At 73.7% G+C, this 23,942-nt stretch carries 23 protein-coding genes, 1 tRNA gene, 2 pseudogenes and 1 riboswitch; of the genes and pseudogenes, 16 read left to right on the top strand and 10 right to left on the bottom strand.

From position 1 onward, the window contains the following. Nucleotides 1–27: 27 nt before the first annotated feature. From OG444_RS38050 to OG444_RS38065, 4 genes are all read right to left on the bottom strand, one after another. Nucleotides 28–1,293, bottom strand: a complete 1,266-nt coding sequence (locus OG444_RS38050; protein ID WP_327266435.1) for a mannosyltransferase family protein — start codon at nucleotides 1,291–1,293, stop codon at nucleotides 28–30. Nucleotides 1,294–1,407: 114 nt separating this feature from the next. Beyond that, nucleotides 1,408–1,866 (bottom strand): hypothetical protein, encoded by a 459-nt coding sequence (locus OG444_RS38055; RefSeq protein WP_327266436.1) that lies wholly within the window; start codon nucleotides 1,864–1,866, stop codon nucleotides 1,408–1,410. Next, nucleotides 1,859–2,356 carry a SigE family RNA polymerase sigma factor gene (locus OG444_RS38060; RefSeq protein WP_327266437.1) on the bottom strand — a complete coding sequence of 166 codons (498 nt, stop codon included), beginning with the start codon at nucleotides 2,354–2,356 and terminating at the stop codon, nucleotides 1,859–1,861. Before OG444_RS38060 ends, OG444_RS38055 begins: the two co-directional genes overlap by 8 nt. A gap of 328 nt (nucleotides 2,357–2,684) precedes the next feature. Continuing rightward, nucleotides 2,685–2,758: transfer RNA gene (locus OG444_RS38065), tRNA-Met, on the bottom strand. Nucleotides 2,759–3,046: 288 nt separating this feature from the next. On the opposite strand from OG444_RS38065, the gene OG444_RS38070 reads away from it, so the two are divergent. Then, the gene (locus OG444_RS38070; RefSeq protein ID WP_030384970.1) at nucleotides 3,047–3,250 is read left to right on the top strand and encodes a cold-shock protein; all 204 of its coding nucleotides are present in this window, start codon (nucleotides 3,047–3,049) and stop codon (nucleotides 3,248–3,250) included. Nucleotides 3,251–3,412: 162 nt separating this feature from the next. Here OG444_RS38070 and OG444_RS38075 read toward each other — a convergent pair whose 3' ends face one another. Continuing rightward, nucleotides 3,413–4,687 carry an MFS transporter gene (locus tag OG444_RS38075; protein ID WP_327266438.1) on the bottom strand — a complete coding sequence of 425 codons (1,275 nt, stop codon included), beginning with the start codon at nucleotides 4,685–4,687 and terminating at the stop codon, nucleotides 3,413–3,415. Nucleotides 4,688–4,737: 50 nt separating this feature from the next. Here OG444_RS38075 and OG444_RS38080 point away from each other — a divergent pair, with 50 nt between their 5' ends. Beyond that, nucleotides 4,738–5,130 carry a MerR family transcriptional regulator gene (locus OG444_RS38080; RefSeq protein ID WP_327266439.1) on the top strand — a complete coding sequence of 131 codons (393 nt, stop codon included), beginning with the start codon at nucleotides 4,738–4,740 and terminating at the stop codon, nucleotides 5,128–5,130. 73 nt (nucleotides 5,131–5,203) lie between these two features. Here OG444_RS38080 and OG444_RS38085 read toward each other — a convergent pair. Next, nucleotides 5,204–5,374 (bottom strand): annotated as a pseudogene (locus OG444_RS38085) (response regulator transcription factor); the annotation flags it as partial. Between the two features lie 46 nt (nucleotides 5,375–5,420). Between OG444_RS38085 and OG444_RS38090 the strand changes: the two are divergent. Continuing rightward, on the top strand, nucleotides 5,421–6,494 hold the full coding sequence (locus tag OG444_RS38090) for a sensor histidine kinase (RefSeq protein ID WP_327266440.1): 1,074 nt from the start codon (nucleotides 5,421–5,423) through the stop codon (nucleotides 6,492–6,494). Nucleotides 6,495–6,501: 7 nt separating this feature from the next. After that, entirely contained in the window at nucleotides 6,502–7,206 is a 705-nt protein-coding gene (locus tag OG444_RS38095; RefSeq protein ID WP_327266441.1) for a ribonuclease H family protein, read from the top strand. Here OG444_RS38095 and OG444_RS38100 read toward each other — a convergent pair. Further along, nucleotides 7,186–7,917, bottom strand: coding sequence for a beta-glucanase (locus tag OG444_RS38100; RefSeq protein ID WP_327266442.1), 732 nt, complete (start codon nucleotides 7,915–7,917; stop codon nucleotides 7,186–7,188). The genes OG444_RS38095 and OG444_RS38100 overlap by 21 nt on opposite strands. 205 nt (nucleotides 7,918–8,122) lie before the next feature. On the opposite strand from OG444_RS38100, the gene OG444_RS38105 reads away from it, so the two are divergent. The 4 genes from OG444_RS38105 to OG444_RS38120 all read left to right on the top strand — a co-directional run bounded on the left by OG444_RS38105 (nucleotide 8,123) and on the right by OG444_RS38120 (nucleotide 13,800). After that, nucleotides 8,123–8,530, top strand: coding sequence for a GNAT family N-acetyltransferase (locus tag OG444_RS38105; RefSeq protein ID WP_327266443.1), 408 nt, complete (start codon nucleotides 8,123–8,125; stop codon nucleotides 8,528–8,530). A gap of 89 nt (nucleotides 8,531–8,619) precedes the next feature. Then, nucleotides 8,620–9,480 carry a hypothetical protein gene (locus tag OG444_RS38110; protein ID WP_327266444.1) on the top strand — a complete coding sequence of 287 codons (861 nt, stop codon included), beginning with the start codon at nucleotides 8,620–8,622 and terminating at the stop codon, nucleotides 9,478–9,480. Then, nucleotides 9,480–11,636, top strand: coding sequence for a bifunctional serine/threonine-protein kinase/ABC transporter substrate-binding protein (locus OG444_RS38115; protein WP_327266445.1), 2,157 nt, complete (start codon nucleotides 9,480–9,482; stop codon nucleotides 11,634–11,636). The genes OG444_RS38110 and OG444_RS38115 overlap by 1 nt, the downstream gene beginning before the upstream one ends. A gap of 7 nt (nucleotides 11,637–11,643) precedes the next feature. After that, nucleotides 11,644–13,800, top strand: coding sequence for a bifunctional serine/threonine-protein kinase/ABC transporter substrate-binding protein (locus OG444_RS38120; RefSeq protein WP_327266446.1), 2,157 nt, complete (start codon nucleotides 11,644–11,646; stop codon nucleotides 13,798–13,800). A 31-nt stretch (nucleotides 13,801–13,831) separates the two neighbouring features. Here the strand turns inward: OG444_RS38120 and OG444_RS38125 are convergent, their stop codons facing one another. Further along, the gene (locus OG444_RS38125; RefSeq protein WP_327266447.1) at nucleotides 13,832–14,452 is read right to left on the bottom strand and encodes an L-threonylcarbamoyladenylate synthase; all 621 of its coding nucleotides are present in this window, start codon (nucleotides 14,450–14,452) and stop codon (nucleotides 13,832–13,834) included. 160 nt (nucleotides 14,453–14,612) lie between these two features. Between OG444_RS38125 and OG444_RS38130 the strand changes: the two genes are divergently transcribed. Both OG444_RS38130 and OG444_RS38135 read left to right on the top strand, forming a co-directional pair. Next, the gene (locus OG444_RS38130) at nucleotides 14,613–16,157 is read left to right on the top strand and encodes a sensor histidine kinase (protein WP_327266448.1); all 1,545 of its coding nucleotides are present in this window, start codon (nucleotides 14,613–14,615) and stop codon (nucleotides 16,155–16,157) included. Next, on the top strand, nucleotides 16,154–16,852 hold the full coding sequence (locus tag OG444_RS38135; protein ID WP_327266449.1) for a response regulator transcription factor: 699 nt from the start codon (nucleotides 16,154–16,156) through the stop codon (nucleotides 16,850–16,852). The genes OG444_RS38130 and OG444_RS38135 overlap by 4 nt, the downstream gene beginning before the upstream one ends. Before the next feature lie 48 nt (nucleotides 16,853–16,900). On the opposite strand, the pseudogene OG444_RS38140 reads toward OG444_RS38135, so the two are convergent. Continuing rightward, nucleotides 16,901–17,533, bottom strand: a pseudogene (locus OG444_RS38140) (phosphatase PAP2 family protein); the annotation flags it as partial. Nucleotides 17,534–17,817: 284 nt separating this feature from the next. On the opposite strand from OG444_RS38140, the gene OG444_RS38145 reads away from it, so the two are divergent. The 6 genes from OG444_RS38145 to OG444_RS38170 all read left to right on the top strand — a co-directional run bounded on the left by OG444_RS38145 (nucleotide 17,818) and on the right by OG444_RS38170 (nucleotide 23,527). Next, nucleotides 17,818–19,905: a SpoIIE family protein phosphatase gene (locus tag OG444_RS38145; RefSeq protein ID WP_405792237.1), complete on the top strand. Its 2,088-nt coding sequence runs from the start codon at nucleotides 17,818–17,820 to the stop codon at nucleotides 19,903–19,905. A gap of 32 nt (nucleotides 19,906–19,937) precedes the next feature. Further along, nucleotides 19,938–20,021, top strand: a riboswitch (ZMP/ZTP riboswitch). 11 nt (nucleotides 20,022–20,032) lie between these two features. After that, the gene (locus OG444_RS38150; RefSeq protein WP_327266450.1) at nucleotides 20,033–20,836 is read left to right on the top strand and encodes a methyltransferase domain-containing protein; all 804 of its coding nucleotides are present in this window, start codon (nucleotides 20,033–20,035) and stop codon (nucleotides 20,834–20,836) included. Between the two features lie 27 nt (nucleotides 20,837–20,863). Continuing rightward, the gene (locus tag OG444_RS38155; protein WP_327266451.1) at nucleotides 20,864–21,388 is read left to right on the top strand and encodes a GNAT family N-acetyltransferase; all 525 of its coding nucleotides are present in this window, start codon (nucleotides 20,864–20,866) and stop codon (nucleotides 21,386–21,388) included. 69 nt (nucleotides 21,389–21,457) lie between these two features. Further along, the gene (locus OG444_RS38160; RefSeq protein WP_327266452.1) at nucleotides 21,458–22,264 is read left to right on the top strand and encodes a class I SAM-dependent methyltransferase; all 807 of its coding nucleotides are present in this window, start codon (nucleotides 21,458–21,460) and stop codon (nucleotides 22,262–22,264) included. Between the two features lie 338 nt (nucleotides 22,265–22,602). Continuing rightward, complete coding sequence (locus OG444_RS38165) at nucleotides 22,603–23,067, top strand: hypothetical protein (protein ID WP_327266454.1); 465 nt, start codon at nucleotides 22,603–22,605, stop codon at nucleotides 23,065–23,067. A 58-nt stretch (nucleotides 23,068–23,125) separates the two neighbouring features. Beyond that, nucleotides 23,126–23,527, top strand: coding sequence for a DUF4440 domain-containing protein (locus tag OG444_RS38170; RefSeq protein ID WP_327266455.1), 402 nt, complete (start codon nucleotides 23,126–23,128; stop codon nucleotides 23,525–23,527). A gap of 39 nt (nucleotides 23,528–23,566) precedes the next feature. On the opposite strand, the gene OG444_RS38175 is transcribed toward OG444_RS38170, so the two are convergent. Next, nucleotides 23,567–23,920 (bottom strand): hypothetical protein, encoded by a 354-nt coding sequence (locus tag OG444_RS38175; protein ID WP_327266456.1) that lies wholly within the window; start codon nucleotides 23,918–23,920, stop codon nucleotides 23,567–23,569. Between the last annotated feature and the right edge of the window lie 22 nt (nucleotides 23,921–23,942).

Below are 23,942 nucleotides of genomic sequence, written 5' to 3' on the forward strand. Positions count from 1 at the left end.
GCAGCGTGGGCGACGGCCCGGAGCGGCTCAGCCGGCCCAGCGGCTCGTGAGGAAGGTGATGGCGACCACGGTGGAGAGCGGGCCGGCGACGTAGAAGTAGGCGGCCTGGATCCGGGGGCGCCGCAGGCTCCAGGACGCCAGGCCGATCCACAGCGGCCACCACAACAGGGTCGAGCGGGGGACGGAGGTGTACCAGTAGGAGGTGCCCAGGGCCCACAGGGTGAGGGCGATGTACAGGGCCTCGGGCCGGCGGCGGGCCCGGAGCAGCACCACCAGGAGCACGACGCCGACGACCATGGCCAGGAGCTCGGCCTGCCACATGAACGCGTAACCGGTGGCCTGGGTGTGCCCGAAGGCGGCCTCCCAGGTGTTGGCCCACGCCTCCCACGGCGCGTGGAAGTCCCGGTACCAGCCCCGCTCCTGGGCGTGCTTCCAGGCCATCCAGTCCCCGGTACGCGTCTGCAGGAACCAGCTGTAGAGGACGGGTGCGAGCGCGGGCAGCAACAGCCACGGGGCCGAGCGCCAGGCGCGCAGGCCGCGCACCGTGAGGACGAAGTGGAGGGCGAGGGCGGCCGCGAGGAACAGGCCCGTGATGCGGACCGAGCAGGCCAGGCAGGCCAGGACCGCGGCCGCCGGCCAGTTCTGGCGCTGCGCCGCCAGCCAGGCGGGCAGGGCCAGAGCGAGGAAGAGTGCCTCGGTGTAGCCCGCCGCGAGGAACACGGCGCACGGTGAGAGCAGCAGGAACGCCACCGCGCGGTGGCCCGTTTCGAGGTCGGCGAGCTGATGGCGGGCGATGCGGGCGAGAGCCAGGACGGCGACGCCTCCCGCGACGAACGAGATCAGCGCTCCGGCCGCGGCCCAGTCGGGGACCACGGTGTGAACGGCGCGCAGGGCGAGGGGGAAGCCCGGCAGAAAGGCCTCCCGGTTGTCCCAGCCGGCCGTCCAGGGCCCGGCCTGGGCGGGGAAGTACCCGTCCTGGGCTATGTGGAGGTAGTGCCACCAGTCCCACTGCTGCCAGGGCGAGAGCAGTGAGGCCGGCCGTCGGGTCTCGCCGTTCTGGGGGAACAGCCATCCGACGGCGCCCGCGGTGGCCCAGATGCCGACGCGGGTCAGCAGGTAGAGCCACAGCACCTCGCGCTCGCCCGGGCCGAGCCGCAGGAACGCCGGGCGGGCGCGGCCGATGCGCGCGGCGCGGCCGGGACGCGGGCCTGCCGGGCCGGAGTCGCGCACGGGGGGCCGGGCGCCGGTGGAGCCGGGGAGTTCGGTGGGCCGACGCGGGGCGGAAACGGGCATATCGGTATCTCCTGGCCGTCTGAGGGCGTGCGGAGTCACCGGCCCTGGTTCGGGCCGGTGTCCGCGGGCGAGTTGTGCGGGGAGAGGGGGGAGTTGCGGTGGGGGCTGCCCGGACTACCGGGGCGACCGCGGGGGAGTCGGGGACGTGGACGTAGTCGGATACGAGGTCCCGGTGGCGCCGAGTGGCGGCGCCGTGGTGCTGCGCGGCGGCGTCGTGCCGGGCGGCGGCGACATGGAGCTGCCGGGCGTCGCGGTGTTGCTGGGCGGCGCCATGGAGTTGACGGGCGTCGTGGTGCTGCTGGGCGGCGGCGCGGAGGTCGGGGACGGGGCCGCGGGAGAGGGGGTGGTCGCGGGGAGGGTCGGGCCCGGGTCCCCCGGGAGGAACGCGGACAGGGCCGCACCGGAGCCGGCGAGGACGAGCAGGCAGGCGGCGGCGATGCCGGCGATCCGGCGCCGGCGGTGCCGTTCGCCGCGCCGCTCGATGACGGCGACGGGTGAGGGCGTGGTGGCGGCCTGTCCTGCGGAGGCCGCCTCCCGGAACAGGGACCGCAACGGGTCGTGGGAGTCAGGCATCGGGAGCCTCCTCAATGCGCGGGTCCTGCAGATGGCGGGAGAGCGTGGCGCGACCCCGGGTCAGGTGGGTCTTGACCGTGCTCGCGGACAGCGAGGTCTCGGAGGCGATCTGCTCGACGGTCAGATCACACAGGTAGTGCAGCGCCATGGTCCGGCGCTGCTTCAGGGGCAGTTGCCGCAGCGCCTCCACGAGCGCCACCGCCTCCGGCCCCGGACCCTCCACGTGGCCGGCGGGGGCGGTGCGCTGCCAGGCGTCGGCGGTGCGCCGCCGCCCGCGCCAGCGGCTGACGGCGAGCCGCCACGCGACAGTGCGGATCCATGCCTCGGGCCGGCCGTCACGGTCCAGCTGGCGCCGGCGGCCCCACCCCCTGACGAACGCCTCCTGCACCACGTCCTGTGCCTCGTGGTGGTCGCCGAGCATCACGTAGAGCTGTCCTGTGAGCCGTCCTGCCGCTTGCGCGTAGAACTCCTCGAACTCCTCGATGGTCAAAAAATCGCTCCCGAATCCATGTGTCCCTCTCACGGGGCATACGCCCCCCGCATCGCATCCGGTCGACACCGGACGACAGATCGCTGTGTGAGTGCCGTCACACGGTCGACGGGGTACCCATCGTCGCGGTGACCAGGGCCGGGACGGGCGACGGCGCCACGGGCCGCCGGGTGATGCGGAGGCGGGGCCCGGGACCGGCCCCGGCTCGAGCCGCGGACGACGGAGGGAGGGCGGAGGGGAGGGAGAGAGGGGGCCCGGATCGGGGCGGCCTCGGGCCCGGCACAGCAGAAGGGCCCGGATCCATGAGGATCCGGGCCCTTCCGAGCAGTAGCGGGGACAGGATTTGAACCTGCGACCTCTGGGTTATGAGCCCAGCGAGCTACCGAGCTGCTCCACCCCGCGTCGGTAGACCTCACACTACGGCATCCCCGGGGCGCCTCTCGACGCATTTACCCGCGGCCGCGCCCGGAGTGTGGCCGAAAGGGCTGAATCACGCCGCCAAGGCGAGATCATTCCCCCTGGTGACAGTGCGTGCAGGCGTGTACCTTCACGGGTAGCTGTCGTGGTTCCAAGTGCCTTGCCCGTGCCGTTCGGTGTGGGCAGTTTTGCTGTGTTGTGCCGTAGGACCAGGGCGATCACCTCCGTCTTCCACGCCGTGTGGAAGACGTACGTCAACGGGAAGGCATGAACATGGCTACGGGAACTGTGAAGTGGTTCAACTCGGAGAAGGGCTTCGGCTTCATCGCCCAGGACGGCGGCGGCCCGGACGTCTTCGCCCACTACTCGGCGATCAACGCCTCTGGCTACCGTGAGCTCCAGGAGGGTCAGGCCGTGACCTTCGACATCACGCAGGGCCAGAAGGGCCCGCAGGCGGAGAACATCACCCCCGCCTGATTGCCGGAAGCCGGCCCGGCCTGACCGCCGGGCTCCGGAGAACCGTTTCCCCACCCCTTCGCTGAACGGGCTGCGGAAAAGATCAGGGCCGTGCGGCCATGCCGCACGGCCCTGATCCGTTTCCTGGCAGCAGAGCGGGGCGAGGTGGCGCGCACGGCAGTGTCAACCGGACGAAGGGACCCTGACGCGCCGCTGCCCCCAGGCCCGGAACGCGGCCCCCACCACGGCGAGTACGACGGTCGCGACCCCCGACGCGGCCAGCACCTGCCGGGGCCCGAGGAGCGCGATCAGCGGACCGCCGAGCGCGGTACCCACCGGCCCGGCGGTGAGGAGCGCGGCGCTGCGCGCGGCGAGGACCGTGGTCAGCCAGGCGGCCGGCGTGCGTTCCTGGAAGAGGGTGTAGGACAGCGCCGTGAACGGTCCGTAGATCAGGCCGCCGAAGGTGAAGCAGGCCAGGGTGACGGGTGCGGACGCGCCGAGGCCGAAGGGTACGAGCGCCAGCCCCCAGCCCGCGACGATCCCCAGGGTGACCGGCCACAGCGGGAAGCGCCGCAGGGCCCCCGCGGCCAGCCCGCCCAGCACCGCGCCCGCCCCGAACAGCGCCCAGTACAGTCCGAGCAGGCCCGCCCCCGCGTGCAGGTCGTCGGTGACGTGCAACGGGAGTGCGACCTCCGCCGGGCCGTAGAGGAAGTTGAAGAACCAGGTCAGGGCGAGGACACCGAGGAGCTCGGGCTGCTTGCGCAACAGCCGAAGCCCGGCCGCCGACCGGTCGGCCCCGTCCGCCGCGACCCCCTCCTGCGGCTCCTCCTTCTTCGCGGGCGCGCCCCTCAGCCGCCCGACCTGGACGGCGAGCACGGCGAACGACAGTGCGTCGAGGCCGATGAGCCAGGCGGGACTGATCACCGCCGCCAGGAACCCGGCGAGGGCGGGTCCGATGACGATGGACGCCGAGACGCTGGAACTGACCAGCGCGTTGGCGGCCAGCCGCTGGTCGGGGGGAAGGATTCCGGCGAGCAGCGAGTACTTCCCCGCGTTCCCCCAGGCGTGCAGTACGGACGAGCCCGCGAGCAGAGCCACGTACAGCACCGGGTGCAGCACCCCGGTGACCCAGGCCAGCGGTATGCAGCCGAGGAGGACCGCGCGGATCCGGCTGTCGGCCACCAGCAGGCGGCCGGCCGGAAGCCGGCGCAGCCACCGGCCGAAGAGCAGGGCCCCGGCGGCTCCCGGGAGCGCGTACGCGGCGAGCGCGGCTCCCAGGAGCATCCCGGACTGCCCCGGCGGCGCGATCTCGATGGCGAGCCACGCGACCGCGACCACGCTCATCCCGTCACCGAGATCGGACGCCGCCAGTGCGGGCAGCAGCCGCCGGAAGTCGGCGTGCGCGAAGAGCGGCCGATAGGCCGGGGGGAGGAGGCGAGTTGTCCGTGCGGCAGTCACCGGGTCAGACTCGTGGTTCAAGCGCACTTGAGGTCAAGGGGGAGTGACGCGTGCGACAGCTCGGTATCGGTGAGCTCGCCCGGCAGGTCGGGATGAGACCCTCCGCCCTGCGCTACTACGAGAGTGTCGGCCTGCTGCCGGCCGCCGAACGGGCCGCCGGCCGGCGCGTGTACCCGGCCGGCACCGTACGGCGGATCGCGCTGATCAAGATGGCCCAGCGGGCCGGATTCACCCTCGCCGAGATCCGCGATCTGCTCGACGGCGACGCGGAGCGCGGCGCCACCCGGCAGTGGCGCGCCCTCGCCGAGAGCAAGCTTCCCGAACTGGACCGGTTCATCGCGCAGACGCAGATCCTGCGCGACGCCGTCGCCGACTGCCTGGCCTGCGGGTGCATGAACTTCGAGAAGTGCCAACTGCTCGCCGCCGAGGGGCCCGGTTCCTGACCCGCGAGCCCACGGGCCCGCTGGACAGCCCTGCTGAACAACCGCGCTGAACGGCCCGGCTGAACGGTCCGGCTCAGCGGCCGCTTTCCGCGGCCCGCCCGGCCAGCCCCGCCTCGTGCGCGGCGATCGCGGCCTCCACCCGGTTGCGTACGCCGAGCTTCCCCAGGATCGCGCTGACGTGTGCCTTCACCGTGCCCTCGACCAGCCCCAGCCGAGCGGCGATCTCGGCATTGGACAGCCCGGCCGCCGAGCAGGCCCGGCTGCGGGAGCGCACCCGGATCGCCGCCGACATGCAGGACTCCCTCGGCCATGAACTGAGCCTCATCGCCCTGCGCGCCGGCGCCCTGGAACTCTCGCCCACCCTGACGGGCCAGGACCGGGAGGACCTGGCCGTCCTGCGCGCTGCCGTCTCCGACGCCGTCGGACACCTGCGCGACACCATCGGCGTCCTGCGCGACGGCTCCGAGGGCGAGGCGCCGACCGCCTCGCCCGTGGAAACGGTGGAAGAACTCGTCGCCCGGACAAGGGAGTCCGGGGTCACGGTGCACCTCGGGCGGGAAGGAAGTTCCCGGGCCCTCCCGCCCCTGGTCGACCGCAGCGCGTACCGCGTCGTCCAGGAGTCGTTGACCAACGCCATCAAGCACGCACCCGGCAGCACCGTCCGCGTACGCATCACCCACCAGGACGACCGGACCGACGTACGGGTGACCAACTCGGCCCCGACGCCCACCGCTGCGCCCGTCGCCCCCGGCCGGGCCACCGGCCGCACCTCGGGCCATCGCGGGCTGACCGGCCTGCGCGAACGCGTCCTGCTCATCGGCGGAACCCTGCACGCCGCACCCCGCGAAGGCGGCTTCGAGGTCCGCGCCACCCTGCCCGACCAGGTGGGCCCGGAGCGCCCGCGCACCGCCGAGGGGCCCCGGGAGGAGACCGGTTCGGAATCGGCCCGTCGGCTCGTCGCCGCCCGGCGCAGTGCCCGGCTGCGCTTCGTCGCCGCCTTCGCCGCCTTCGCTGCCTTCGCCGCCCCGGTCGCCTTCGCGCTGCCGGCGCTCGCCTGCGGCGCGTACCTGGCCCACCAGCTGACCAGCTGCGTCCTGGGGCCCGTGGACTTCGCCGCGCTGCGCCCCGGCCAGGACCGTTCCGAGGTGGCGCCCCGCCTCCCGGAGCGGCAGTTCCGGTACGTCCCGGACGCCGTTCGGGCGCGGCCCGCACCCCCCCGACACCGTGTGCGAGTACTACCGCTCGAACGGCAACCTGCTGGAACAGGTCGACGTGTACAGGCTCTGCTACAGGGGCTCCCTCCTGACGGCCAAGGACGTGCTGCAGGGCTGAGCGATCGGCGGACCCCGGAGGATGAGGCATGATCGGGGGATGTCTGATCGCATCATTGCCGCCTGTGACGGAGCGGCCAAGGGAAACCCCGGGCCGGCCGGCTGGGGCTGGGTCATCGCCGACTCCCAGGGACGTCCGGAGCGTTGGGAGGCCGGTCCGCTGGGGCGGTCCACCAACAACATCGGGGAACTGACCGCGCTCCAGCGGCTGCTGGAGGCGGTGGACCCGGGCACGCCGGTCGAGGTGCGGATGGATTCCCAGTACGCTATGAAGGCCGTGACCCAGTGGTTGCCGGGCTGGAAGCGCAACGGGTGGAAGACCGCCTCCGGCCAGCCGGTCGCCAACCGGGAACTGGTCGAGGCCATCGACCGGCTGCTGGCCGGTCGCGACGTGACCTTCCAGTACGTCCCGGCCCACCGCGAGGACGGCGACCACCTGAACGCGATCGCCGACCAGGCCGCCAGCGACGCGGCCGTGGCGCAGGCGGCCGCCGGTACGGCGCTCGGGAACCCGGACATGCCGGTACCGGCTCCGGCCTCGGCCTCGCCCGCGCGCCGCAAGTCCGCCGCGCCGAAGAAGCGTGCGTCCGCGGGCACCACGGCCGGCGGATCCCGGGCCATCAAGGCGAAGTTCCCCGGCAGCTGCCCCTGCGGGAAGCCCTACGCCGCCGGGGACATGATCGCCAAGAACGGCAGCCGCTGGGGCCACCAGGCCTGCGCCTCCCTAGGGTCGGTGGACGCGTAGGTACGCCACGTCGTAGGACATCTCCGACACACCCTGCTCGGGCGCCGGGTGGTAGCGGCCGGCACACACCGACAGGTTGACGATGAGGTACGCCCGCCAGGTGCGCCCGACCCCCCGGCGGTCGGCGAAGACGCGGGTGCCGTTGACCCACCACACGACGGAACGGCTCCCGAATTCGACCTTCAGGTCCACCCAGCCGCCGGGGGTGATGGAGGCGTCCCGGTGGTAGCGGGAGCCGCCCTTGACGTGGTTGGAGAGTTCGAGCAGGTCGGGGTTGTCGGGGTGGTACTCGAAGATGTCGATCTCGTTGCCGCCGTCGCGCCAGGTCCAGATCGCGGGCCAGGCCCCGATCTCGCGGGGCAGGCGCACCCGGGACTCCAGGATGTCGCCGACCCGCACCATGAAGCCCTCGTCACTGCCCTCGGTGGTGAGCAGTCCGGCGTTCCACTTGCCGTCCGGGCGGCGGGTGGCCCGGAACGTGCCGGTGCGGCTGTAGGAGGAGTCCGCGACCAGGTGGTCGAGCTTGTTGTCACCGGGGTTGGTGGGGCCGCCGTTCGGATACGCCCAGGACCGGCCGGCGACCCACTGGGTGGCGGACCTGAAGTCCGCGGTGAAGACCGGGGCCCGGACCGCGGTCGGGGCGTCGTCGTCGTGTGTGCCGGTGGAACGTCCGGTGAGCCGTCGGAGCCGAGCGAGAACCTGAGTGAGCACGAGTGCTCCTTCCCCATGAATGGACGCCCCTGCAGCATGCCCGGCTGCGATGCGCTACATACCGGTGGACCGGTTTGTCTTTCGCCTTCTCTGTAATGTAATAATCAATAGACGGCTGGGACTATTACGCGTGAAGGTGTTCCCCGTGGGGACCGCCCAGGTCCGGGATTCCGACTCGAAGAACTGAGCGAGGAGTTGCACCAGTATGTGGAAGTGTGAACGAGTCATCGGCGCCGACCTGGACGTCGAGGAGGTCATCGGCGTCTACCGTGCGTCCACCCTCGCCGAGCGCCGCCCCGTCGCCGATGGGGAACGGTTCGCCCGGATGCTGGCCGGAGCCAATCTCGTCGTCGTCGCCCGGACCGAGGACGACCGCCTCATCGGCATCGCCCGTTCCATCACCGACGGCGCCTACTCCACCTACGTCGGAGATCTCGCCGTCGACGTCGCGTACCAGGGGAAGGGCGTGGGCCGCGACCTCATCCGCGTCACGCGGGAAGCGGCGCCCGAGGCCAAGCTGGTCCTGCTCGCCGCACCGGCCGCCGTCGACTACTACCCGCACGTCGGCTTCACCCGCCACGAATCCGCCTGGACGCTGGACCGCCTGCAGTAGGCCGGTGCGTCGGCGCTCGCTTCGAGGGCGCCAACGCACCTTTTCCGTATGCCGGTTGCGCGCGACCACGGCGCGGTAGCATCCGTGCCGTGGGGGGACTTGTAGGACACAACAGAGGGAGCACCGTCCTGCGCGCCTGCGGCTGCGCGGTGGCGGGTTTGTTCCTCATCGCCGGTTGCGCGGACGACGGGACGCCGAAGGGCGGTGCGGCGAGCCGCACCCCCGCCATGTCGGGCACGCCCTCGGGCACCGGAGGCTCCGGTGCGGGCACCCCGGCTCCGACGGGAAGTCCAGCGGCCCCGCTGGTGCCCGAGCTCGACGAGTCCAAGCAGCCGAAGACGGCCGCCGAGGCGCGCGACCTGCTCGGCCGCATCATGATCGCCGAGCAGGCCCTCGGACCCGAGGTCGTGCGCAGCACCCCGTTCGAGAGCGATCCCGGCCGCTGGCCCGTGCTCGACGAGGGCTGCGTCTGGCAGATCGCGGGCCTGCCGGCCGACGTACTCGCCACGAGGACTCGCTCCTTCCACATTCCGGCCAAGGACGGCCGGGGCCGGGTGCGGTTCAACGCCACGGTCACCGTCCACCACAACCGCGAGGAATCCGGCTGGGAGACCGCCCGCGCCATGGAAGAGGTGCTGCGGTGCCCGGACCAGAAGCTGCGTGAGGGCGAGGACCTCAAGAAGCTGTGGGGCGGCGTCCTCTACCTCGGCGAGCAGATGAACGGCTGGACCGAGGACGCCTTCACCGAATCCGGCACGTACGTCAGCGCGCAGGACGGCGGGCCCTATTACTACACCTGGTCACAGGCCCAGTTCGGGCCCGTCACCGTGGCCATCGCCGCCAGGGGCGCGGCGGGCTACACCGACGAGGACGTGAGCGCCTTCGTGGTCCAGGGCACCAGCCGGCTGATGCTGCAGGCCAAGCAGGAGCTCGGAAAGGCGGCGGGCTGATGGAACCGCTCCATCCCTCGGACCCCTCCCGGATCGGCGGGCACCGGCTCCTCGGACGCCTCGGCGCGGGCGGCATGGGTGTCGTCTACCTGGGCCGCACCGAGGACGGCGCGCTCGCCGCCGTCAAGGTGATCCGCGCGGAGTACGCCGAAGAGAGCGACTTCCGGGCCCGCTTCCGCCGCGAGGCCGAGATCGCGGCCGAGGTGGACAGCCCGTGGGCCGTGCGGATCACCGGCGCCGACCCGGACGCGCCCGAACCGTGGCTCGCCACCTCCTTCGTCGCCGGACCCTCGCTCGCCGAGGCCGTCGCCGCCCACGGCCCGCTCCCGCTGCGCGCCGTACGGATCCTCGGCAAGGCCATGGCCAAGGCCCTCGGGGTGATGCACGAGCAGGGCCTCGTACACCGCGACGTCAAACCCGCGAACGTCCTGCTCGGCATGGACCGGCCCCGGCTCATCGACTTCGGGATCGCCCGCGGCGGCGAGCACACCGCCCTGACCTCCGCAGGCGCCGTGCTCGGCACCCCCGGCTTCCTCCCGCCCGAGCAGGCCGAGGGCCGCCCCGCCGAACCGGCCGGCGACGTCTTCTCGCTCGGCTGCCTCCTCGCGTACGCCGCCACCGGCCGGCTGCCCTTCGGATCCGGCACCGTGGACGCGGTGCTGTACCGAACGGTCCACGACGAGCCGGACCTGGGCCCGCAGATCCTCGCCGACCCCGAACTCGCCGCACTGCTGCGGACCTGCGTCGACAAACATCCCGACACCCGCCCCACCGCGGCCGAGGTGGACGCGGCACTGACCGAGGACACCCCGGGGGAGGGCACCGACTGGCTGCCCGACCCGGTCGTCGCCACCATCGCCGAGCGGGCCGCCGCGCTGCTCGCCCTCCCGGGCATCGACGAGACCGTCGCCGACCCGGACGCCGCCCCGGCGCCCGGTACCACGGCGCCCTCCCGCAGGCGGTTCCTCGCCCTCGCGTCCGGCGGCGCCGTGCTCGCGGCCGGAGGCGGCCTCGCCGGCTGGCTGGCGCTGCGCGACCGGGACAAGCCCGGGGGCCGGGCCGCCGACGCCCCGCGGCAGTGGGTCATCGGTGTGCAGGCCGACCTCTCCGGCCCGCAGAAGGCGGCCGGGCAGGCCCAGGAACGCGGCGTGCGCCTCGCCGTCGACGCCTTCAACGCCCGCAAGGACAAACCCTTCACGCTCTCGGTCGCCACTGCCGACGACGCCGGCAGGGCCGACCGATCGGCGGCCGCCGCCACCAAACTCATCGCCGACCGCGACCTGTTCGCGGTGATCGGCCCCACCGGCAACGAGTCCGTGATCCCCTGCCTCGAACTGTACGGCGAGGCCTCCGTACCCCTGGTGACCGTCTCCGCCCTCGCGACCACCTTCAGCATCACCAACCGGCGCAGCTTCTTCCAGAGCTGCCCGATGTCCTCGGCCCAGGCCGCCATGGTCAACCTGCAGCTCGCCGGAAGGCAGGGCGTCCGCAGGCTGGGCATCCTCAGCGACCGCGGCGGCGACACGGACACCTGGCAGGCCGCCCAGCTGGTGGCCCGCACCATTACCTATTTCGCGCCCGAGGCCACCTACTACGGGCGGGTCGTCCCGCGCGGAGTGCAGGACCTGGCACCGGTGGTCACCGACATGCTCGCGCACGGGGTCGACGGCCTCTTCTACACCGGCACCCCGGCCGGCGGGGCCAAGGTCGCAGGGTTGCTGGCCGCCGCCGGTTTCAAGGGACCCCGGGCGGCGGACTACACCATCGCCGGCCCCGAGTTCCTCGCCGCGGCCGGCGCGACGGCCGAGGGCTGGCAGTTCTTCACTCCGTACACGGGCCCGGAGGCCCCCGAGGTCGCGGAGATGACCCGGGCGCACCGGGCGGCCTACGGCTCCGCCCCCGGCATCTGGACCGCGGAGGCCTTCGACGCCACCCGCCTGGTCATCGACCGGCTGGTCACCACCGCGGCGGGCGGAGCGCGCCCGTCCCGCGACGGCCTGCTGACCGCACTCACCCAGGGCACCTTCCGCGGCCTGACCAAGGAGTACGCCTTCGACGACCGCCGTCAGGTCAAGGGCAACGTCTACTTCGTGCACAAGGTGGAGGGCGGCCTGATGCGCTACATCGGCCCGGCCAACCAGCCCGTGGCGGGGTAGCCCCCGGATGCGCCCGCTCACCCCGGCCGATCCGGCCGTGATCGGCGGCAACCGGCTGCTCGGGCGCCTCGGTTCGGGCGGCATGGGCACCGTGTACCTGGCCCGCTCCGCCACCGGCAACCTGGTCGCGGTCAAGGTCATCCGCGCCGACCACGCCGCGAACCCGGACTTCCGCGCGCGCTTCCGGCGCGAGGTGGAGGCGGCCGGGCAGCTGACCGGGCGCTGGGTGGTCCCGGTCGTGGCCGCCGACCCGCAGGCGCGCGAGCCCTGGCTGGCCACCCCCTTCGTCCCCGGGCCGTCCCTGGCCGAGGCGGTGGGAGGGTACGGTCCGCTGCCCGCACGGGCGGTACGGATCCTGGGCGCGCGGCTCGCCGAGGCGCTGGCGCAGGTGCACGCCGCCGGGCTGGTCCACCGCGACGTCAAACCGGGCAACATCCTGCTCGCCCCGGACGGGCCCCGCCTGATCGACTTCGGGATCGCCCGGGCCGAAGGCGCGGTCACGCTGACCGCCGCGGACGCCGTCCTCGGCACCCCGGGCTACCTGGCTCCGGAACAGGCCCGGGCGGACGGGGTCGCGGCGGGCGCACCGAGCGACGTCTTCTCGCTCGGCTGCGTGCTGGCGTACGCGGCGAGCGGCCACGGACCCTTCGGCGGTGGGCACGCGGCCGCCGTGGTCTACCGCACGGTCCACGACGAGCCCGAACTCTCCCAGCTCCCGCATGAGTTGCTGGACACGGTGCTGGCCTGCCTGGCGAAGGACCCGGGTGCCCGGCCGACCCCGGGAGAGCTGCGCGCCGTACTCGGCGACGGCCTCCCCGGCGGCGCGGACGCCGAGGACTGGCTGCCGGCCCCGCTGCCCCGCCTCATCGCCGAACGCTCCACCAGAGCCCTGGACCTGCCCGCCCCGGAGCCGACCCGGATCGACGCGCCGGAGGTGACCGTACGGGGCCTCACGCGCCGGCGGCTGCTCGCGGCCGGCGCGGGCCTGGCCGTCGTCGGCGGGCCGGTCGTCTGGTTCACCACCCGCGGGCGGGCGCGCGGCACGACCGGGCCCCCGGCCCGCGACCTCGCCACCCTCACCCTCGGGCTGCAGGCCGACCTGACCGGTCCCGGCAAGGAGAGCGGACTGGCGCACGAGCGCGGGATGAAGCTGGCGGTGGAGCGGCACAACGCCCGGCCGGACGCCGCGTTCCGGCTGGCCCTGCGCGTCGCCGACGACGGCGGGGACGCCACGCGCGCCGCGCAGGTGGTCAAGGAGCTGGCCGCCGACCCCGCGGTGGTCGCACTCGTCGGCCCCACCTGGGACGCGGCAGTGCCCGAGCTGGCCACCGCCTGCAACACGGCCGATCTCGCCCTGCTGCTCGTGTCCGCGGACAGTGCGGAGACCGCCACCTCCCTGCCGGACTGGCGCACGATGGTCGCCACCCGCCCGGCCGGCGACCAGCTGGCCCTCCCGGTGATCGACTACTTCACCCGCGTCCGTCCCGTCCGCCGCACGGGCCTGGTGGAGGACGTCGAGGGCGGCGAGCCCGCCCATCCGCTCGTCCGGACCCTGCAGCAGTCCCCGCCGTCGAAGGGCACGGTCAGCGTCCACCGGATCCCGGCGGGCAGTTCCGACTTCGCCGGCGCCGTACGCGCGCTGACCGAGGCCGGGGCCGAGGCCGTCGTCTACGCGGGCACCTCACCGCAGCGCGCGGGCCGGATGGCCCGCGCCCTGACCGAGGGCGGATTCCAGGGCCGGCGGATGGGGATCCACCACGCCATGGAACCGGCCTTCCTCACGACCGCCGGTGAGGCCGCCGAGGGCTGGCTGTTCAGCGCCCTGTTCACCGACCCGCAGGCCGTTCCCGCCGCCGCCGGGTTCGTCGCCGCCCACCGCGCCGCGTACGGGCAGCCGCCCGCCCGCTGGGCCACCGAGGCGTACGACGCCGTGGGCCTGGTGGCCGATGCCCTGACCGGCCTCGGGGAGGACGGGCGGGGCCGGGCGGGCCTGACCCGCCGGATCTTCCGGACGGCGCACCAGGGCCTGGCCAAGCCGCTGTCCTTCGACACCAACACCCATGTGCTGAAGAGAGAGGGCAACGCCTACCTCTACCAGGTCGAATCCGGCGCGTACCGGTACCTGGGCCGCTACCCGGACGTGAAGCCGTCGGCCGCGCCGTGACCGGCCCCCGTGGTGACCGGCCGCGACGTGACTACTCGAACCGAGAGGTGTCACCGGCCCCGCGGCGCACGATCTCGACATCGCCGCCGGAGAAGTCGATGACGGTGGTCGGCTCGGTGCCGCAGTCACCCGAGTCCAGCACGGCGTCCACCTCGTGGTCGAGCCGCTCCTTGATCTCCCAGCCCTGAGTCATCGGCTCGGCCTCGTCGGGCAGCAGCAGGGTGCTGGAGAGCAGCGGTTCGCCGAGCTCCGCGAGCAGGGCCTGGGTGACGACGTGGTCGGGAATCCGGACACCGACCGTCTTCTTCTTCGGGTGCAGCAGCTGGCGCGGCACCTCCGACGTCGCGGGGAGGATGAAGGTGTAACTGCCGGGGGTCGCCGCCTTGATGGCCCGGAACACGTCGTTGTCGATCTGGACGAACTGACCCAGCTGCGCGAAGTTCTGGCACACCAGAGTGAAGTGGTGCCGGTCGTCCAGGCGCCGGATCGACCGGATCCGGCTGATGCCGTCACGGTTGCCCAGCTGGCAGCCCAGCGCGAAGCAGGAGTCCGTCGGGTATGCGACGAGCTTCCCGGAGCGGATCATGTCGACCACGTTGTCGATGGTGCGCCGCTGGGGATTCTCGGGATGAACGTCGAAGTATTTCGCCATCCGCCGAGCGTACGCGGTCGAACCCCCGCCGCCGGTACGCCCGAGCCGCCCCACCGGGCCCGCCGGGGCCTGCGGGTCAACGCCTTCGCCCCGGCGTTCGACCCCGGCGGGCGACCCCGGCGGCCGACCCGGGGCCGGGAGGTTCCGTAGGGTCGGGTAGGTGAGATCAGTGATCATCAAGGCCCGGATACCGGAAACGGTCGTGTCCGCGGGGCTGTTCATCGGAGCGGTCGGTGCCGTCGGTGCGAGCGTGACCGGCGCGTGGTGGGGGACACCCGCGGCGGTCTGCGCGTTCCTCGCCGGCCGCCGGCCGGGGCGGGGCCGGAGCGCGGCCGTGGCCCTGGGCGTCGTGATCGCGGCCGCCGTGCCGGCCGTTGTCCTGCTGCCCCAGTGGCTCCCGTGGGCGAGCCGGTTCGTGCTGACGCTGCTCGTGGCCGCGATGCTCCCGTGGTTCGCGGGCCGCTTCCTGCGCCAGTACCGGGAGCTGGTGCGCGCCGGACGGGAGCAGGCCGCGCGGCTGGAGCGGGAACAGCGGCTGCTCGCCGAACAGGCCCGGCTGCGCGAACGGGCCAGGATCGCGCAGGACATGCACGACCTCCTCGGCCACGAACTCAGCCTCATCGCCCTGTCCGCGGGGGCGCTGAAACTGGCCCCCGGCCTCCCCGAGGCCCACCGCGCCGCCGCCCACGACATCCGCACCAGGGCGGGAGCCGCCGTGGACCGGCTCGGCGAGGTGATCGGCCTCCTGCGCGAGCCGTCGGACAGGGCGCCGGGGCCCGCGCCCGCGTCCGGGCCGGGCGCGGCCCCCGGGATCGCGGGGATCGCGGGCCTGGTGGACCGGGCGGCCTCGGCCGGGCTCGACGTCCGGCTGCGCGTGATGGGCGAGCCGGCGGCCGCCGAGCCGCCACGCGCCGTCGACGGCGCCGTGCACCGTGTTGTTCAGGAGGCACTGACGAACGTGGCCAAGCACGCGCCAGGGCACCGGGCCACCGTCGTCGTCCGGCACGCACCGGAGCGGACCGAGGTCACCGTCACGGACGAGCCCGTCCGCACACTGTCCCCTGCCCGGGTCCCGCTGCCCCCTGCCCGTGTCCCGGTGCCGGTGCCGGCGGTCCCGGAGGCGAACGGGCCGGAGGATGATCCGCCCTCCGGAGCATCCCGCCTCGGGCTCATCGGCCTGGACGAACGGGTCCGGCTGGCCGGCGGCTCCCTCGCCGCAGGCCCCGAGGGCGACGGCTTCGCCGTCCGCGCCGTGCTGCTGCACCGGCCCGGCGCAGCCCCGCCGCGCCCCTCAGGCCCGGCCCGGCCGGCCGACGCGATGCCGCCGGAGCACCGGAGCGCCCGCCGCCGGCTGCGCCGGACCGCCGTCGCAGCCGTGCTCGTGCCGTTGTGCACCGCGTCCCTGCTCATCCTCGGGGTACGGGCATGGGACACCGCCGCCGCACGGCATTCCGTGCTCGCACCGCAGGACTACGCCCGGCTGCGCCCCGGGCAGCCCCGCACCGAGGTGGCCCCGTACCTGCCGGACCGGCAGACCCACCGCCGGCCGGCCGCCTCCACACCCGAACCGCCCGATGGCGCCTGCGAGTTCTACGTACAGACCGCCGACCCCTTCGACGACCGCTCGGGGGACATCTACCGCCTCTGCTTCCGGTCCGGCCGGCTGGTCTCCACCGACACCTTCACCGGGAGGGAAGTCAGATGATCCGAATCCTGATCGCCGACGACGAGCCGATGATCCGCGCGGGAGTCCGCGCCGTCCTCGCCACCGATCCCGGCATCACGGTCGTCGCCGAGGCCGCCGACGGCCACGAGGCGGTGCGGCTCGTGCAGAGCCACCGCCCGGACGTGGCCGTCCTGGACATCCGGATGCCGGGCACGGACGGTATCGAAGCGGCCGCCGAGATCCGGAGGACCGTACCCGGGACGGGAGTCGTGATGCTGACGACCTTCGGCGAGGACGAGTACATTCTGCGCGCGCTCGGCGAGGGAGCCACCGGCTTCCTGATCAAGTCCGGCGAGCCGGAGGAACTGGCGGCCGGTGTCCGGGCGGTCGCCGACGGCGCCGCCTACCTGTCACCGAAGGTCGCGGCCCGGGTCGTCGCCCACCTCGCCGCCGACGGGGCGGGCGCCCGGGCCGGCCGCCGCTCCGCGGCCCGCGCCCGGGTCGACGCGCTGACCGGACGGGAACGGGACGTGCTCGGCCTCCTCGGCGGCGGGCTCTCGAACGGGCAGATCGCGCGCCGGCTGCAGCTGGCCGAGGGGACGGTGAAGGGCCATGTCAGCTCGATCCTCGCCCGCCTCGGCGTCGACAACCGGGCCGCGGCGGCGGTGGTCGCGCACGAGGCCGGAGCGGTCCCGGCGCAGCCCGGGAGCCGGACGGCGCCCGAGGAGCGCTGACGCCGCGCGTGCGGCGGCGGGCAGGAGCACGAGCCGTACGCTCACCACGGTGCTCGCGCCCAGCGCCGCACCCGCGAGGACGTCGTGCGGATAGTGCACGCCGACCAGCACCCGCAGCAGGGCGGCGGCCGCGGCCACCAGCAGGGCCAGGGCCGCGAGCCGGGGCCGTACGAGGGTCAGACCGACCGCCAGCGCGACGGCGAGCGTGGCGTGGTTGCTCGGGAACGACCAGTCGCCCACCGCGGGGCACGCCGCAACGGCCCGGGCCCCGGCCACCGCCCGGCACGGCCGTTCCTCGTCGACCAGGAGTTTCAGCGCCTCGCTGAGCCCGTAGGAGACCACGGTCCCGACGGCCGCCACGGCCACGCCGGTCAGACCCGTCAGGTCACGGCGCCGCAGGGCGCTCCCGCCCGCCCAGAGCAGCAGCAGGCCCAGGAGCAGCAGGGTTCCCTCACTCGCGATCTCCAGCACCTGCCCGGCCCACCTCGGCCAGTCGTCCGTCACGCCCCGGGAGAGCACGCGGTAGGCCGTGGCCGAGGCGCCCTCCGTGACGTGCACCGGCTCGTTCGTGCCCAGCGCACCGCCGGGCGCCGCCCAGGCGACGGCTGCGGTGCCCGTGCCGGCCGCCGCAGCGGCCAGTGCGGTCCGCGGGCCCCATCCGTATCGGGTGTTCGATTCCATGGGGTCCGACCGTAGGAAACGCGGAGCCCCGCACGCCCCGGCCGAACGACCGTCCGGGGCCCCGACGAACGGCGGGGTTGCGGTGTCCGCCGTTCCGTGCCCGGTGCGGCGCAGGCCGCACGTGGTGACGACGGAGCGGGCCCGGGCGACCCCTGCGCGGCTGCTCCGGACGCTGCGGGGCAGGTTCCGGGGCACGATGAGAGGTAGCCGTGCGCCTCGGACCGCCTCCAGGGCGGGTGGGAGCGGGCGGCATCGGGCCGACGATGCCGGAAGGAGCGTCGCCGATGGGAGCGATCGACGGGTCGGAGACCAGTGGGCTCAGGCCCGGCATGTCCGGGGTCACCCCGCCGAGCGGACTGCTCGACGTCCTGAACGTCGCGGCGGTCGTCCTCGACTCCGAAGGGCGGGTCGCCCTGTGGAGCCCGCAGGCCGAGCAGCTGTTCGGCTGGACGGCCGCGGAGGCGCTGGGCCAGCCGGCCGCCCGGCTGCTCGCCGCAAAGGAGCACGTGGGCCTCGTCACGGAGCTGTTCGCACGCGTCATGGGAGGCGCGGGCGACTGGGCGGGCGCCTTCCCGGTACGGCGCAGGGACGGCACCACGCGCCTGGTGGAGTTCCGCAACATGCGGCTGCTCGACGAGCACGGCGACATGTACGCCCTGGGCATCGCGACCGACCGTACGAGGCTGCGCCAGCTGGAGCGGGACCTCGCGCTGTCCGCGCGCCTGGTGGCCCAGTCCCCGATCGGGCTCGCCGTCCTGGACACCGAGCTGCGGTACGTGCTCGTCAACCCGACGCTGGAGCGGATCAACGGGCTGCCCGCCGAACAGCACATAGGCCGGGGCGTCCGCGAGGCCCTGGCCTTCCTGGACGACGCGGAGGCCGCCGAGTCGGCCATGCGCCAGGTCCTGGCCACCGGAACCCCGCTGCTCGAACAGTTCACGGCCGGCCGCGCCCACGGCGGCGAGCGCACCGAACACGCCTGGTCGGTGTCCTACTACCGGCTGGAGGACGCCACCGGCCGGGTCCTGGGCCTGGCCACCTCCGTGGTGGACGTCACCCAGAGTCACCAGGCGGCCCTCGAGATCGCCCGCAGCCGCCGCCGCCTCGCCCTCATCGCGGACGCCACCGTCCGCATCGGCACCACCCTCGACCTCGACCAGACCGCCCGTGAGCTCGCCGACGTCGTCGTGCCCGAGCTCGCGGACATCGCCGCCGTCGACATCCTCGACTCCGTCCTCGAAGGCAGGCCGACCCTGAGGTCCTCCGCCCACGAGCCCGCCGTGTTCCGCGCACTGGCCCTCGCGGCGGCCTACCCCAGCGACGCCGTCCGCGCCGCCGACCCGCCGGGGGACATCGCCCGCTACGCCGCGGACCGGCTGGTCACCCAGTCCGTGACCACCGGCCACCCCGTCCTCGTCGCCCACGTGCACGCCCAGGACATCTCGCGCATCGCCCGCGACAGCACCGCCGCCAACCTGCTGACCCGTGCCGGACTGCGCTCCTACCTGGCCGTCCCGCTCATCGCCCGCGGCGAGGTCCTCGGCGCCCTCGACCTCAAACGCACCCGCAACCCGCTGCCGTTCAACGACGACGACATCGTGCTGGCCGGGGAACTCGCCGCCCGCGCCGCCGTGTGCATCGACAACGCCCGCTGGTACCGCAACGCACACCACACCGCCCTCGCTCTTCAGCACCACCTCCTCCCGCACAACCCGCCGCCCACCCCCGGTCTGGAAGTCGCCTACCGGTACCGGCCCGCCGCGGCCAGCAGTGAGATCGGGGGCGACTGGTTCGACGCCATCGCCGGACCGGACGACACCACCGTCCTCGTGGTCGGAGACGTCATGGGCAGCGGTATCAACGCCGCCGCCAGCATGGGACAACTGCGCACCGCGACCCGCACCCTCGCCGAACTCGCGCTCGACCCGCCCCAGGTGCTCCACCAGCTGGACCACACGACCGCCGCGCTGGAGGAGACCATCGCCACGTGCGTCTACGTCGTCTTCGACCCGCACGCCGCCCAGTGCCGGGTCGCCCTCGCCGGCCATCTGCCGCCCGTCCTCATCCGCGCCGGACAGCGCCCCCGACTGCTCGACCTGCCCACCGGAGCACCGCTCGGCGTGGGCGGCATCCCCTTCGAATCCACCGCCATCGCCCTGGACCCCGGCGACCAGCTCGTCCTCTACACCGACGGCCTGGTCGAGACCCGCGACCAGCCCATCGACGAACGCCTCGACCTGCTGCTGACCCTGCTCGCCGACACCGGGCGGCCGCTGGAGGAGACCTGCGACCGCCTCCTGGACTCCCTGCGCCGCACCGACGACCACGACGACGTCGCCCTGGTCATCGCCCGCGCGAGACCCCTGCCGTAAGCCGCAGCGCGGCCCGTCCGGTGTGCCACAATGCGGATTCGAGCGACTGGCGGCCCGGAGATGGAAACGACCATCGGGAAGCACACGCGCGGGAGCCGACCGCCTGGGCTGCCGCGGGAGTGTCGCCATGAACGCTTTCACCGATGTCGACCGCAGCGGTCGCGGCCCGGAACTCCTCCACTACCTCGACGACGCACACCGCGGACTGGCCGCGCCCAAGGGCGTGATGCGCGCGGGCCTGGACGTACCGGCGGGCCATGACGTCCTGGACCTGGGCTGCGGTGCGGGACACGAACTGGTCGAGCTGGAGCGCACCGGACGGTGCGCGTTCGGCGCGGACTCCAGCCGCCTGATGCTGGACGCGAGCCGACAGCGCCTGGAGGCCCTCGGGCTCCCGGTCCGTCTCGTCCGCGCCGACGCCCACCGCCTGCCCTACGCCGACGGGGCCTTCGCCGGTTGCCGCGTCGAACGCCTCCTCCAGCATGTCGACGACCCCGCCGCCGTCCTCGCGGAAGCACACCGGGTACTGCGCCCGGGCGGAAGCCTCGCGGTCCTGGAGCCGGACTGGGCGTCCCTCGCCCTGGCGTCCGAGGACCCGGAGGCGGCGCGCATCATCGCCGACGCCGTCGGCGGCCACGTTCCGCACCGCCGGATGGGCCGGGAGCTGCGCGGTCTGCTCGTTGCGGCGGGCTTCGCCGACGTACGCGTCGAGGTCGAGCTCGTCGTCTACACGTCGGTGACGGAGCTGTCCCACGTCATCTCCCTGGAACGGGCCGCACACGCGGCGTGGACCGGAGGCCTGATCCCGCAGGAGCGTGCGCAGGTGCTGCTCCGTGAACAGCACCTGCTGTCGGAGTCCGGCGCCTTCCACGCCACGTTCCAGCGCACCACGGTCGCCTGGGCCCGGCGTCCTCCCGCCACAGGTCAGTGACCTGCGGCGACTGTTATCGTCCGGGGTATGCCCGAGCTCATAGTCCCCACCTCCCGCCTGTACACGTCCTGGCTCGCCGCGCGGGCGGAATGGGGACCCGACGCCCACATGGACGGCGGCGGGCTCGGCTCCGACGACGACGTGGACACCCCGGAGGGCTTCGCGGCCTGGGTGGAGCGACTGCACCGGTACGGGGACCGCACGGCGCCGGTCGACCACGGCCGCGTCCACGCGACCTACTGGTGGATCGCCGAGGGCGACGAGTATCTGGGCGCCATCGACCTGCGGCACCACCTGAACGGCTTCCTCCTCGACGCGGGCGGCCACATCGGCTACGGCATCAGGCCCTCGGCCCGCCGCCGGGGCCTGGCCACGTGGGCCCTGGCCGCCGTCCTGCACGAGGCGCGCCTCATGGGCATGGACCGGGTCCTGCTGACCTGTGACCCGGACAACGAGGGGTCGGTCCGCACGATCGAGGGCAACGGCGGAGTGCTCGAGGACGTCCGCGAAACCCTGATCGGCCCGAAGCGGCGCTACTGGATCGATCTCTAGCCCGTCCCGGCGGTGCGGGACCCTGCCGTTCCCACTGCGGCGCGGCCGCGGTGGGTCGATAGTGGGGCTGTGGGCGAAAGGCCTGAGGGACCCGGGCAGGGCGGTGCCGAAGACGGCACGGCCTGGTCCGGACGCGCCGGTGCGCAGGCCTTCGCGGCGGTCGACGCGGCCACGGACCGGCTGCTCGGGTATCCCTTCGTCTTCCGGGAGCTGTCCCGCCGGATCGGCGCCGGCGAGGTCCTGGTGGACTACGGATGCGGACCGGGCAAGGTCGCCGACGAGGCGGCCCGGCGGCTCGGCGCCCGGGTGCTGGGTGTGGACACCTCCCCGGAGATGCTGGCACTGGCCCGCGGCTCGGCGACCGCGGTGGCCGAGTACCACCTGGTCGAAAACGGGCGCGCGAGCGGACTGGTGGACGGTTGCGCGGACGCCGTGATGTGCAATCACGTACTGGCGTCGCTCCCGGCCGAGGAGGCGGTGCTCGAGGTGTTCACCGAGATCCGCCGACTCCTGCGGCCGGACGCCCCGTTCGTGCTGCTGTCCACCGATCCCGCCTGCAGCGGCACGGAGTACGCCTCACTGCGGATCGGTGACCCGGGCGAGGTCTACGGGCCGGGCGACGAGCTGACCGTACGGCTCCGGCGCACGGACGGCTCCTGGCAGGAGGCACGCAACCACGCGTGGCCCGTCGGCGTCCTTCCGGCCCTGCTGGAGCGCGCGGGCTTCCGGGACGTCGTCCAGCACCGGCCGACCGTGGAGGAGGCGCTGACGGTGGCCGACGCGGGCTTCGCGACCGGCCGGGCGTGGTCGGCGGAGCGGGCCAGGCCGCCCCTGGTCATCACGACGGCCCTGGCGACACCGGCTCCCCTCACGTGAGACGTGCCGGCGGTGCCTCGAAGCCCGGTGGATGACATGACGGCCCACGGTCTCCACGATCACGGCCGGGGGCGTTGATGCCGAAGACGGTACGGGGTCGATCCAGCGCGGCTGCGATCCTCGCGCCGACGCTGATGGCGGCGGGCAGGTGCGGTACCGGGGGGCCGGCCGACAACGGGGTGCCGGCGCCCGGTGCGTCGCCCGGTTCGGCGTCAGGCGCCACGGCCGCGCCGCGGGCCACGAAGGCAGCGGCGCCCACGGGGCCCGGGGTACCGGAGGAGTCGGCACGGGTCACCCCGCAGGACGGCAGGCTGCTGGAACGCTTCCGCAGGAGCGAGGTGCCCCGGGGTCATGGACAGCCGTCCGAGGACACCCTCGCGGTGATCCTCCGCGGAGCCGACGGCTCCGGCCATCTGGGCTGGATGACGGATGAGCAGACGTACTGCTTCGCCTCGGTCCGCGCCAGTGGATCGCTCTCCAGCCGGTGCGGACAACTCCCCGCCCGGCACGCACCGAACACCGCGGCCGGCCCACAACTCGGCGCCCACCTCGCGGGCGAGGAGTACCACTACTACACCGCGCTCGTCCTCGACGGGCAGGGCCGGTTCGCCTTCACGGGCTCCCACCCGAGCTTCGGACCGGTGCACCGGGCCACAGTGGCCTTCCCGTCGGGCAGGACGGCGGCCCTCCTCGTCTACGAGGTCCTCGGCCCGGACTTCCACGCGGACGCCGAGATCGGCGACGGCGGCCGCACCCACTGCTTCATGGCGACGGCCTCCATGGAAGATCCGGCCACTGCCTGACCGTCGACACCGAGCGCCCGCAGGGCGGTGTGAGCCGCGCCGGTGTTACTGTCGCGCCATGTCGTCCAAGGCCGAAATAGACGTGGTGACCGCCGAGTTCTTCGGCGCCTTCGACAACCGGGGCGGCAGGACCGCCGATCTGGACCGGATCCGGCGGCTGGTGCTGCCCGGCGGAGTGATCACCATGACCGGACCGCGGTTCACGGTCTACACCGTGGACGGATTCATCGAGCCGCGCAGGCGCCTGCTGGCCGACGGCCGGCTCACCGAGTTCTCCGAGTGGGAGACCTCCGAACGGACCGATATCGCGGGCGACATCGCGTCGCGGTTCGGCGAGTACGGCAAGTCCGGAATCCTGGACGGCAAGCCCTTCGATGGGGGCGGGACCAAGACCATCCAGTTCGTGCGCACCGCGGACGGCTGGCGGATCGCGGCCTTCGCCTGGTACGACCAGCCCTGACCGGGGCGCGGCGTGCAGCGGCACGCCGCGCCGCGCTGCTCAGCGGAACTCGTGGACCAGCTCGATCTCACCCACGATGTGGGCGTTGAACTCGTCGAGCTCCTCGGCCGGAACCCACAGTTCGAGGATGGTCCGCCCGCCCGCCTGCTGGACCGGGTACCGGCGCAGGAACTCCGAGTCGACCTCGAAGCGGGTGACGTAGCCGACCCCGCTGTGCTTCACGTTCCAGTCCCTCGCGATCCTGATCGCGTAGTCCTCGTTGAGGACGGGGTAGAAGATCGGCTGCTCGGGCAGACGGGGCGGCCAGGCGCGCCAGTCGAGCTCCCGGACCAGGTCCAGCTCCTTGGGGCCGGTCGGGCGCCACAGGGTCGTCGTTGTCTGCCGGCCGCTCATGGGGATCGCTCTCGGATGGTGG

It is taken from the genome of Streptomyces sp. NBC_01232, assembly GCF_035989885.1.
Classification (GTDB): Bacteria; Actinomycetota; Actinomycetes; order Streptomycetales; family Streptomycetaceae; genus Streptomyces.